Below are 10,821 nucleotides of genomic sequence, written 5' to 3'. Positions count from 1 at the left end.
GTCGCGCCAGCTCGGCAGCAGCTCGTCGAGCAGCGCCTCGGTGCGCGGCGGCAGACCGCGCGCGCCGCTGCGTCCGACGAGGTCGGCGGCGAGCGCGGTGAGCCGGTCCGTGTCCCCGGTGGCGTGCGTGGCGCGCAGCAGCTCGTGCCAGAGCCGCTCGTCGGCCGAGGCGGTCCGCACGGCCGCGTTCAGCGCCTCGATGGCCTTCTCCGCGCGGCCCTTCTCCAGGTGGAACTCGGACAGCGCGAGCCCGATGTCGGCGACGAGCAGCGGCAGCTGGGCGTCGACGATCTCGTGGGTGAGCCAGCGGTAGCGGCCCTCGGCCCGGTCGGCGAGCAGCGGACCGCGCACCAGCACCAGCGCGTCCGTGAGCAGCCGGCCGCGCACGACCCGGCTGTCGACGCCCTTGCCCTGGGTGGCCTCGTGGTAGAGGGAGCGCAGCACGTCCAGGTCGGAGACGACGGACCGGGCGAGGGTGAGCCGTCCGGTCGCGTCGGCGGTGAGCCGGGGCGAGCCGTCCGGATCGGTGCCGAGCCAGGCCCGCAGCCGCTCGATCAGCGCGTCGCGCACGTCGTCGGTGACCCCGCGCGGCCACAGCGCGGAGGACAGCACCCGAGGGTGCACACCCTCGCGGTGCAGCAGCAACAGGGCCAGCGCCTCGTGCAGCAGCGCGCTGCGCTCGTCCTCGGGGGCCTCCAGACCGATGATCTCGTACGAGCCCACGAGGCGGGCGTACACGGCCGGGCGGCCCTGCTCGCTGATGTCGACCAGGAACGGCGGGGTCGTCGTCGGCCCGTCCGGGCCGTGCTCGGGGTCCGCCTGCACGAACAGCTCGACGACGGCCTGCTGTTGGGCCGCCGGCAGCATCTGCGCGGCCAGCTCCAGGCCGAGCAGCGGGGCGCGCAGGGTGCCGTCGCCGCTGATCTCCATCTCCCAGGCGGCGCCGGGCAGATGGCCGGTCTCGGTGCCGACGAGATAGCCGATGCCCAGCCGGCTTGCGTCGCTGGCCAGTTCGGCCAGCTTGACGGCGTCCTCGGCGGACGGCTGGGCGGCGAGCAGCACCAGGTGCGGGGCCCAACGGGTGTGCTGGGCAGGGCCGGTGCGTCCGGTGAGGACGGAGTCGTGCCCGGCGGCGCCGAGCGCGCCCCGGCGCTGCCGGGTCTCCGCCTCCATGGCCTCGACGAGCGCCTCGATGCCGTCGAGGTGACGCAGCCGGTTGGGCGCGAGCGGGGTGAGGTCCTCGCCGAACCCGACGAGCGTGATGGTCATCCGGTCCGACCAGCCGTTGGTGGCGAGTTCGGCGGCGACGGAGGCGAACACGGCGGCCCGGTCGGCCTCGCGGCCGCTCAGGGAGACGATGCCGGGCACGGCCTCCAGGTTGAGCAGCAGCCGCGAGTCGTCCATGGTGCCCAGGCTGACCAGGCCGGGGTAGGGGGCGGCGGTGTCGAGGTCGTCGTACCGCGCGGCGTCGGCGCGGCTCAGCACCCAGAAGGTCTGGTCCTGGCCGAGCTGCCACGGCGCGGGCGGCTTGCCCGCGGCCTGGGCGAGCTGGAGGTGCAGGTCACCGTTGCTGAGCCAGGCCGCGTACACGGTGGGCAGGGCGCGCGACTCGTCGGCGAGGGCCGCGGACAGCCCGCGCAGCGAGCGGTCGAGGAGCCGTACGCCCTCGGGGTCGGCGCCGACGAGCAGCGCGTCCTGGACGTCCAGGGCGTCACCGGTCGGGGTCGGCGGCTCCATGCCACGGCGGCCGCCGACGGCCCCGATGGCCGACTGCCACAGCGCCTGCCGGCGCCGGCGGCCGAGCGCGCCGAGCAGACCGGCGGCGAGCAGCGGCGCGCCGAGCAGCGCCTCGGGCAGTCCGAAGGCCTGGTCGCCGGAGTCTGCGGAGTCGGCGGAGGCCGTCTGCCCGTGCTGCTGCGCGCCGTCCCCCGCGGGCCGCTGCGCGGGCAGCGACACCCGGGAGGCGTCGGCCCCCTGCTGGTCCCCGCCCTGTGCCTGGTCCCCGGACTTCGCGTGGTCGCCGGACTTCGCGTGGTCGCCTGACTTCGCGTAGTCGTGGATCTGCTGCTGGACCTCGGGCGAGACCGCCGCACCGGCCTCCGGCATCTCCACGAGGTCACCGCCCCGCGCGTCCCCCGGCATCTCCATGATCCAGCCGGGCCTGATGAGACTGGCCTCGGACAGCCGCGAACCGTCCGGCTGCACACGGTCCTTGTTGAGCTGGTAGATCTCCTTGTACCTGCGGCCGTCGCCGAGGTGACGCTGGGCGACCTCCCACAGGGAGTCGTGGTGGCGCCCCTCGGGAGGCTGGATCCGGTAGAACTTCGTGGCGCCCGCCTTGGCCGTACCGCTGTCGGCGTCGGCCTGCGCGTGGGAAGCCTGCTCGGCCAGGGCGGCGGCGGTGGACGCGGCCTGCTCCTGCTGCTGCGCGAACAGTCCCGGCGTCGCCTGCGCGGCGGCCACGGTCCCCTTCTGGTTGCCCTCCATGCCGTGCCCGAGCTGCGAGAGCCCCGGGGTGAAGCTGGCGGCCGTCGCGCCGACGAGCAGCAGCGCCGCGACGAGCTGGCGGGCGAGCAGCTGGCTGGGCCCGGACCCGGGCACCCGCCCCGGCACGCCCACACCGGACACCGCCGCCTTCACCTCGACGAGGACGCACGCGGTGAACTGCGCCCAGGCCAGCCAGACCACGACGGTCAGGATGTGCAGGAACGTCGTGACGGTTATCTCCTGCTGCAGCCAGTCGAGGCTCGGCGCCTCGCTGGGCAGCGGCCACCCGACCTCCACGGCCAGCGCCCCGGGCACGCCGACGACCAGCGCGAGCAGGGCGACGAAGGCGAAGAACGCCTTCACGAAGTCCCCGAACGTACGCCGCCGCAGCCGCACGGGCTGCGGAGTGCGGTTCCGCGGGCCGGCCGGGCTTCCCGTGGAGCTTGGAGTACTGCGTCGCGCCATGGCGGGTGTCCTGGGGTGGTGTGGAGACGGGGGTGAACTACGTTGAATCTTATGGACTGCCGCTGACAGCGGGTAAGGGCGGCGGCAACGCCCTAGGACCTGTCCTGGTCGGCACCGAGCGCCGCGCCGAGCGCAGCGAGGAACGCCGCACGGTCCCGGGTCGGGATCATCAGCGCCTCACCGCCCCGCGTCGCGAGCACCGCGCTGTCCATGCCCATCGGGACGGACCAACCGCCGCCCACCAGACGGGGGTTGCCGAGGTCGGCGGCGCGCAGGCCCGGCACCGGGACGTCGAGGGCGCCCGCGGCGGCCACGTGGCGCTGGACCAGGCCCGGCTGCGGCTGCCCGGCGGCCGCCCGCACGGACGCGGGGTCGAGGTCGGCGAGCGCGATCCGCTCCCGGCCGACCCGCAGCGTCTCACCGTCGATCCGGATGCGGTTGTAGACGTACTTCGACAGCGGGACCGCGTTGAAGGGCACCCAGACCAGCACCAGGAACATCGCCGACATGGCGAGCCACAGTCCGAGGTCGTCGGGCAGGCTGCCCACGGCCATCCAGGCGATGCCGACGACGTAGAGGACCGTGGTGAGGGTCAGCCATGTCCTGGGGATCTTCTCTTCGTACCGCATGGGGGGATTCCGTTCCTCTGCTTCTGCTGCTCGGCGGGGCGGGGCCGGTCAGCCGACCTCGTTCTCCGCCACCGCCTGGCCGTGGACGACCACGTTCCCGCCGTAGAACATTCCGGTGAAGACGGGCGAGTACGTCAACTGGATCTCGACCTGCACCCGTTGGGCGTCGGCCGCGACACAGTGGCTGGCGGCGATGTCCGCGCCGGTCATGTCCATCTCGCGGGCGAAGGTCTTGACCCGTGTGTCGCAGTTCTGGAAGTTGATCGGCGCGGGGCCGTTCTCGTTCTCGTAGAGGGACCCGCGGTCTATGTCCTGGGCGGCGAACCGGGCGGCCTGTTCCGCGATGTCGGCGGCCCGTTCCCGCTTGGAGATGGACAGGCCGCCGTCGATGACGAAGGCCGACAGGGACAGGAAGACCAGGGCGAAGATGATGACCGCGCCGGCTCCGGAGCCGCGGTCGTCCAGCTGCGGGCGCCGGGCGGCCCACCAGCCGCGGCCCGCGCGCACGAGTCCTCGCACACCGTTCTCGGGAACGGGTCCAGGGGTGAGTCTCACGCCGTCCTCCGGAACGGGTCCAGGGGTGAGCTGAAGCTCGCCGTCAGCGTGGTCGGCACGTCCAGGCCCAGCATCGCCAGGCCGCGCACCTCGCAGCTCACCCGGACCGTGAAGATGGTGTCGGGCTCGAAGCCCGCGCTGGTCTGGGTCACCGACACCGGGCCGGAGCACACGTCCGTCAGGTCGGCCTCGGCCGCCCTGCGCGCCTCGGCGATGGCCGTCCCGTGGTCCTTCTGGATCGACCCCGCGCGGGCGGCGTCCCGGGCCGCGCCGTCGAGCGCGCCCCGGCCGTCGACCAGCTGCCCGAAGGCCACCAGCACCAGGATGAACAGGATCATCACCGGGGCCAGGATCACTACCTCGACGGTGGACAGACCGCGGTCGCCGGCCCGCGCGTCGGGCGCGTCGGGCGTGACCTGCGCGTCCCGCATGTCCCGCACGACCCGCGTGACGTGCGCGACCCGCGTGCCCCGCGAGACGTGCGTACGACGCCTGCCCGGCCGGAGAACCGAGGAGCCCATCTAGTTCCCCCCGTCCCGCACGAAGCGCTCCACCGGCCCCGACGACTGCGCGTGCACCGTCAGGTCCAGCCCCGGGAACACCGTCGGCACCCGGGCCGTGATCTCCACACCCACGGTGTTCTGCTCCGGCTGGAGCAGCGACACGTCGGGCGAGAGCACGAGCTGCGGGCCGAGCTGTCTGATGTAGGTGTCGACCACGCCCCGCGCCTCGCCCCGCCACTCGCCGGGGTGCTCGTCGGCGGTTGCGCGGGCCTTGCGGGCCCCGGCCTGGGCGGCGGCCTGGGCCACGTGGTCGGCGAAGAAGTACAGCGCGAACTGCACCGTTGCGAAGATCATGAAGAAGAGGACGGGAGTGAGCAGCACGAACTCGATCGCCGTCATGCCGGAGTCGCCGCGGGTGGATGCCGCCTCACGCGTCATCGCCACCCTGCGGCGTATCCCTCTGCCTACGCCCACGAGCAACCCCGTCACCCCGTATCCCCGCATCGCGAACTCCGGACCCCCTGCGTCCGGTCAGCAGGTGCCGCTGGCGTTCGCACCCTTGATGCAGTCGCCGACCTTGTTGGCGCCGTCGCTGAGCGCGGCGTTGATGATCGCCGCGACCACGCCGACGATCGCCACGACGACCGCGGAGATGATGACCCACTCGACCGCGGAGGCACCCCGGTCCAGTTCGCCGGAGCGGGCACGCTCGACGCGGGCCTGGAAGAAGGTGACCAGGAAGTCCACGGCCGGGATCCCCGTGGTGAAGTTCCGTCCGTTCATTATGAGTTGTCCTCTCGAATGCGATTTCACTGCGGGTGTGGCCAGTTGAGGCTAAGCGCGGCAGTTCTGTAAACGGTGTCAGCTCTGTGTCACACCTGGAACACCCGCATCGCCGCGGGGAAGATCAGGAACACCAGGAACCCGGCGCACAGCAGCAGTTGGGCGACGAGCATCGACTGCGACTTCTCGCCCGCGCTGCCCTCGATCTCGGCGAGCTCGCGGTGCCGCATGGTCTCGGCGCGCGAGGCCAGCGACTCGCGCACCTTCGCGCCGTCGTCCGCGACCAGGGCGAGCGAGGCGGAGAGGTCCTTGAGCTCCTCCACACCGATCTCCTCGCCCAGCTGCCCGAGCGCCTGCCACTGGCTGATGCCGGTGATACGGGCGTCCGCGAGGGCGTTGCGGATGCGCTGCGTCGCCCAGCCGTCGGACACCTCCGCCGCCGCCATCAGCGCCTCGGGCAGACCCCGGCCGCCGGCCAGGCTCATCGACACCAGGTCGAGGTAGGCACCGATCACCCGGCGCAGGTCGCGGCGCTTCTCGGTGGCGTCCCGGCGTACCTCCAGGTCCGGCAGGAAGAAGAACAGCGCCGCGCACAGCAGCGCCAGCCAGACCGGGATGACCGGGCCGGAGCCGAAGCCGAGCTGCCACACGATGGCGAACAGGAACGGCCCGAAGAACAGCCCCGCCACCGCCAGCAGCACCTTGGTCGCCAGGAAGTTCTCCCAGCTGCGGTCCAGTACGGCGAGGTCCGCGCGCAGCGACCGCTGCTCCCAGCCCTGCTGGAGGTAGAAGTCGGAGACGCGGGCGCCGACCTGGGCGCGCAGCGTGCCGAGGCGTCCGCTGTCCTGGGTCTGGCGGGACGACTCGTACGCCGTGCCGCGCGCCCGCAGCGCGTCGATCCGCGCGACCTGCGCGACGGCGCTGCGCTTGGACGGCATCAGGGCACGGATGAGGGCGTAGACGCCCAGGCCCAGGACTGCGCCGACCGTGATCGGCATCGTCAGGTTCACCGGCGTACCCCTTCCTCCGGACGAAGCGGCGGGGACTGGCCCGGCGGGACCTGACCCGGCAGCGGCTGGCCCGGCCCGCCCTGACCCGACTGCGGGGCCGGCATCCGGGGTCGTACGAACTGCACCGCGGACTCGTCGCGCACCAGGAAGCGCTCCGGCGTCTCGATGGTGGACAGCTTGCGCAGCCACCAGAAGCCCAGCGCGAACAGGCCGCAGACCACGGCGAGGACCAGCTGGCCGACGGCGGTGCCGTACGGCTCCACGAAGTCCCGGTTGAAGACGGCCAGGCCCAGCACGAAGGCGACCGAGACCGCCACGACGATCTGCACCGAACGGCGGGTCGAGGCACGCTGGGCCATCACACGCTGACGCATGTCGACCTCCTCGCGCGCCGACTTCGCCAGTGCGCCCAGCACCTGGCGCAGACCCGGGCCGCGCAGCCGCGCGTTGAGGATCAGCGCCGCGACGATGATGTCCGCGGAGGCGTCGTCGATCTCGTCGGCGAGGATCTGGAGCGCGTCGGGCAGCGGGGTGCGCGAGCGCAGCCGGTCCACCAGGGCGTCCAGATGGGGGCGCAGCACCGGGGCCGCAGCCCGTGCCGAGGCCGGGATGGCCTGCTCCAGGCCGACCGCGCCGGCGATGGTGTCACGCAGCGACTCCGTCCAGGAGGCGAGGGCCTCCACCCGGCGCATCGCGGTCCGCTCCTCGCCGGCGCCGCCGAACAGGCGGTCCCAGAAGAAGACGAGCACGCCCGCCGCGACACCGGCCACCGCCCAGCGGGTCAGCAGCAGCACGACCAGGCCGATCAGGGCCGCGAGCGAACCGCGCTGTCCGGCGAACCGGATCAGCTCGCTCGCCCGCTCACCGGCCTTCTGCTTCTCGTGCGCGGGCTTGGCGGGCAGTCCGCGGATCGCGACGATGAGCAGCGCGAGTCCGCCGCCGACCGCGACGCCGGAGCCGATCGCGTACATGACGGTGCTGGAGAACAGTCCGCCCAGGGAGCCCAGCGAGCCGAGCGCCGTGTAGGTCGTCATCGCGCTCACCCCCAGCTTCCGTGGGGCTGGTAGCCGTAGGCGATCAGTTCCTCCAGGCAGGCTATGGGGGCGTGCGGGACGACCCGGCCGTCCGGCGCCTCGGCGAACACCTCGCTGGACAGCACACGGCCGTCGACGCCGTTGACCTCGCGCACGGAGGTCACCACGCGCTGGAGGCGGCCGCCGCTCTGGTAGTTGTTGCGCCGCTGGATGAAGACGACGAAGTTCACCGCGCCCGCGATCAGCATCTGGCTGGCCTCGATGGGCAGTCGCTCGGACGCCTGGAGGGCGTAGGTCGAGATGCGGTTGAAGACCTCGTGCGAGCTGTTGGCGTGGATCGTGGACAGCGAACCGTCGTTGCCCTGCGACATCGCGTTGAGCATCGTCACGATCTCGTCGCCGAGCACCTCGCCCACGATGACGCGGGAGGGGTTCATACGCAGCGACCGGCGCACCAGCTCGGCCATCGCGATGGCGCCCTGGCCCTCGGAGTTGGGCAGCCGCTCCTCGAACGCCACCACGTTGGGGTGGAGTTCGGGGAACGTGTCGAGGCCGAGCTCCAGCGCGCGCTCGACGGTGATGAGCCGCTCCTGCGGCGGGATCTCGTTGGCGAGGGCGCGCAGCAGCGTCGTCTTGCCGGCGTTCGTGGCCCCCGCGATCATGATGTTCTTGCGGGCGCGCACGGCACAGGCCAGGAAGTGTCCGAGCTCCGGGGCGATGGTGCCGTTGCCGACCAGGTCGGAGATGAACACCTTGCCCATGCGGGCCCGGCGGATGGACAGGGCGGGGCGGCGGGCCACGTCCATGACGGCCGAAAGGCGCGAGCCGTCCGGCAGCCGCAGGTCGAGCTGGGGGTTCGCGGAGTCGAACGGCCGCGACGACAGACCCGAGTACGCGCCCAGGACCTGGATGAGCTCGATGAGCTCCTCGTCGGTCTCGGCGACGGGGTCGCCCTTGACCTCGCGCCCGTCCGCGTACCCGACGAACACCTGGTCGCAGCCGTTGATGTCGATGTTCTCGACCTCGGCGTCGTCCAGCAGCGGCTGGAGCCGGCCGACGCCGAACAGCGCGGCGTGCACGGCGGCCGCGTACTGCTCCTCGGTCTCCGCGTCCAGCGGCGTACGGCCCGCGTTGATCTCGGTGCGGGCGTGGTCCTCCAGGATCTGGGCTATGACGGCGCGCGCGTAGTGACGTTCGTCCTCGTTGGACATCGGCGTGACGCCGGAGACCTGGTCGAGGCGGCGCTGCTCGGCGATACGGTCACCGGCATCCTGCCGGAACCGCTTGACCAGCTGGTGGTCGACAGCGGTCATCGGCCGGCTCCCGCATGGCCGGTGACCGGACCCTGCTGCGGTACGGACCACGCGGCGCCGTACTGCTGGTACAGGTCCGCGGCGACCTTGCGGGCCGAACGGATCAGCAGCGACTTGTCGAGCCGGCCGCGCCTGCGGCCCGCCAGCTGCTCGGCACCCGCCGTGTCGTCGGCGATCGTGCCTACCACCCGGGCGCCGGTCTGGGCGTGCACGAGCATGTCGTTGACCTGGTTGACCAGCTTGCCCGCGTCGGACGGGTCGGCGACCAGGACGACCCCGATCACCGGGTTGCCCAGGCTCGCGGCACCGCGCGGACCGCCGTGCAGCTTCGCCGACAGGGCGGCGGCGCGGTCCCGGACCCGGGCGATGGCCTCGGGCTCGGTACGGGAGATCAGCAGCACCAGCGCCGAGTGCGCGAACAGCTCCACCGCCGGGGTGTCACCGCTGATGCGTCCGCAGTCGGCGATCACGTCGGCGGGTGCGTTCGGGGAGTCGGCGAGGGCGGCGAAGGCCTGGCCGAGCGTCGGCCACAGCCCCGCCAGACCGGCGGCCTGCTCGGCGATCCCGAGCCCGACCACCACCTCCAGACCGCCGCTCAACGGCTGCACATGGTCCCAGAGTTGATCGGGCACCAGACCACGGCGGGCGGTCGCGGCGATCGACAGCATGCCTATGTTCGGGTTGAGCTGCCCGCCGTGCGCGGCGGCACTGCGGTACACGAGGTCGCCGCCCGCCGGGTCGGCCTCGACCAGCAGGGAACGCCGCGGCCAGACCGCCGCGAGGGCGACGGCCGCGGTGGTGACGCCGGGGGAACCCTTGTCGGCGGCCAGAGCGATGAGAGCCATGGGTCCGAAGCCGCCTTCAGTTACCGGGGACGAGAACGAGGGCCACTTCGCCGTTGGACGCGGCCTGGGCCAGCGCGGCGGCCTTGTCGTTGTCGACGACCAGCGTGACCGGCAGGCTGGTGCTGCTGATCACGTCGTCGCTCTTGGACGGCTGCACATAGCTGACCCGCGCCTTGTCGACCAGCAGCGCGTTGTCGTCCGTGGCCGAACCGCTCGCACCCGAACCCGAGCTGGTGCGGGAGCCGACGCGGTACGCCGCCACGATGTCCCCGGACTCGAGGTTGGACGGGTACTGGCCCTCCTTGAGGGAGAGACCGACGGTCGCCTTGCCGGCTTCGAGCTTGCTTCCGTCGCCGAACATCTCCCCGACGGCCACCACGCCCTTGGGGATGGTGCTGACGGCCTTCAGCTTCTCCAGCTGCTTCAGCTGGCTATACGGCACATAGTGGATACCGGCGTCCTCGGCGACCAGCACGGACGTCGTGTTGGACGTCGTCACCGAACCGCCCGCCGGGATCTCCGCCGTGATCTTCACGACCTCGACGCGGTCCCCGGCCTGGAGCACGAGCATGGTCGCGCCGAGCGCCCCGACCAGGATCAGCAGCACCGCCAGCGCGGCCAGCGCGGGCTTTCGCTCGCGCGGCGGCGTCGGAAGCCGGTCACCGACCGACGGCTGGGCCGGTACCGCGGGACGACCCGCGCCCGCCCCCGTACGCTCCTGGATCTTCACGCCACCGCTCCCCGTACACCCAAGAAATCGTCTGCCAACGTCTTTGCATTCATTGCAAATCCGGACACTCACCCCGTCGTCCCGTTATGCGGGACGCGCCGGACATCGGTCCCCGGGCGGGCAGTTGGCCGACGCGGAGTCGTGTGCCGAGTGTCAAGCGTTCGCACGGTATCAGCCGCGCATAAGCCCCTCAAGGCGAACCGAGACCCGCGAAGCGCACCGCACCCCGGCGTTATCCGACTGCAACTGCCTTTACTGTCAACCCAGTTGCTCTCGAACGACAGACAGCTGCAGCCCCATGTGCGCCCGCGAATCAGCCGTACTGCCGCCCCGTCATATCGCCGATCTCACAAGCCTCCAGACCCTTTGTCACCGCTCGGTCATAACCCCTGCACGATTCACCCACGACCCACCACTCCGACGGATCACCGCCCCCACCCCGACTCACCTCATCGAGTGAGCCCCGG

Annotated in this window: 11 protein-coding genes; all 11 read right to left on the bottom strand. The window is 72.1% G+C overall.

Annotated elements, in window-relative coordinates:
* Positions 1-2,952: BTAD domain-containing putative transcriptional regulator (locus tag ABT085_RS15345; protein WP_351606797.1), on the bottom strand; the 2,952-nt coding region annotated here is incomplete at its 3' end.
* A gap of 92 nt (positions 2,953-3,044) precedes the next feature.
* On the bottom strand, positions 3,045-3,581 hold the full coding sequence (locus ABT085_RS15340; protein ID WP_351606795.1) for a hypothetical protein: 537 nt from the start codon (positions 3,579-3,581) through the stop codon (positions 3,045-3,047).
* Positions 3,582-3,629: 48 nt separating this feature from the next.
* Complete coding sequence (locus ABT085_RS15335) at positions 3,630-4,100, bottom strand: pilus assembly protein TadG-related protein (protein WP_384725711.1); 471 nt, start codon at positions 4,098-4,100, stop codon at positions 3,630-3,632.
* 32 nt (positions 4,101-4,132) lie between these two features.
* Entirely contained in the window at positions 4,133-4,567 is a 435-nt protein-coding gene (locus ABT085_RS15330; RefSeq protein ID WP_351606792.1) for a TadE/TadG family type IV pilus assembly protein, read from the bottom strand.
* A gap of 90 nt (positions 4,568-4,657) precedes the next feature.
* A complete protein-coding gene (locus tag ABT085_RS15325) occupies positions 4,658-5,077 on the bottom strand; it encodes a TadE family protein (RefSeq protein WP_351606803.1) in 420 nt (139 codons plus the stop codon).
* A gap of 93 nt (positions 5,078-5,170) precedes the next feature.
* The gene (locus ABT085_RS15320; protein WP_351606789.1) at positions 5,171-5,422 is read right to left on the bottom strand and encodes a hypothetical protein; all 252 of its coding nucleotides are present in this window, start codon (positions 5,420-5,422) and stop codon (positions 5,171-5,173) included.
* A gap of 89 nt (positions 5,423-5,511) precedes the next feature.
* Complete coding sequence (locus ABT085_RS15315; RefSeq protein WP_351606786.1) at positions 5,512-6,432, bottom strand: type II secretion system F family protein; 921 nt, start codon at positions 6,430-6,432, stop codon at positions 5,512-5,514.
* Positions 6,429-7,466 (bottom strand): type II secretion system F family protein, encoded by a 1,038-nt coding sequence (locus ABT085_RS15310; protein ID WP_351606783.1) that lies wholly within the window; start codon positions 7,464-7,466, stop codon positions 6,429-6,431. The genes ABT085_RS15315 and ABT085_RS15310 overlap by 4 nt, the downstream gene beginning before the upstream one ends.
* 5 nt (positions 7,467-7,471) lie before the next feature.
* Positions 7,472-8,779, bottom strand: a complete 1,308-nt coding sequence (locus ABT085_RS15305; RefSeq protein ID WP_351606781.1) for a TadA family conjugal transfer-associated ATPase — start codon at positions 8,777-8,779, stop codon at positions 7,472-7,474.
* On the bottom strand, positions 8,776-9,624 hold the full coding sequence (locus tag ABT085_RS15300) for a hypothetical protein (RefSeq protein ID WP_351606773.1): 849 nt from the start codon (positions 9,622-9,624) through the stop codon (positions 8,776-8,778). The genes ABT085_RS15305 and ABT085_RS15300 overlap by 4 nt, the downstream gene beginning before the upstream one ends.
* Positions 9,625-9,640: 16 nt before the next feature.
* Complete coding sequence (locus ABT085_RS15295) at positions 9,641-10,354, bottom strand: hypothetical protein (protein ID WP_351606770.1); 714 nt, start codon at positions 10,352-10,354, stop codon at positions 9,641-9,643.
* Between the last annotated feature and the right edge of the window lie 467 nt (positions 10,355-10,821).

Source organism: Streptomyces sp. NPDC002265 (assembly GCF_040296125.1).
GTDB lineage: Bacteria > Actinomycetota > Actinomycetes > Streptomycetales > Streptomycetaceae > Streptomyces.
This window is presented reverse-complemented; position numbering and strand designations above follow the sequence as displayed.

Coding starts and splice junctions, on each gene's coding strand:
- ABT085_RS15300 (WP_351606773.1), bottom strand. CDS start 9,624: ATGGCTCTCATCGCTCTGGCCGCCGACAAGGGTTCCCCCGGCGTCACC.
- ABT085_RS15305 (WP_351606781.1), bottom strand. CDS start 8,779: ATGACCGCTGTCGACCACCAGCTGGTCAAGCGGTTCCGGCAGGATGCC.
- ABT085_RS15320 (WP_351606789.1), bottom strand. CDS start 5,422: ATGAACGGACGGAACTTCACCACGGGGATCCCGGCCGTGGACTTCCTG.
- ABT085_RS15340 (WP_351606795.1), bottom strand. CDS start 3,581: ATGCGGTACGAAGAGAAGATCCCCAGGACATGGCTGACCCTCACCACG.
- ABT085_RS15310 (WP_351606783.1), bottom strand. CDS start 7,466: ATGACGACCTACACGGCGCTCGGCTCGCTGGGCTCCCTGGGCGGACTG.
- ABT085_RS15325 (WP_351606803.1), bottom strand. CDS start 5,077: ATGACGCGTGAGGCGGCATCCACCCGCGGCGACTCCGGCATGACGGCG.
- ABT085_RS15330 (WP_351606792.1), bottom strand. CDS start 4,567: ATGCGGGACGCGCAGGTCACGCCCGACGCGCCCGACGCGCGGGCCGGC.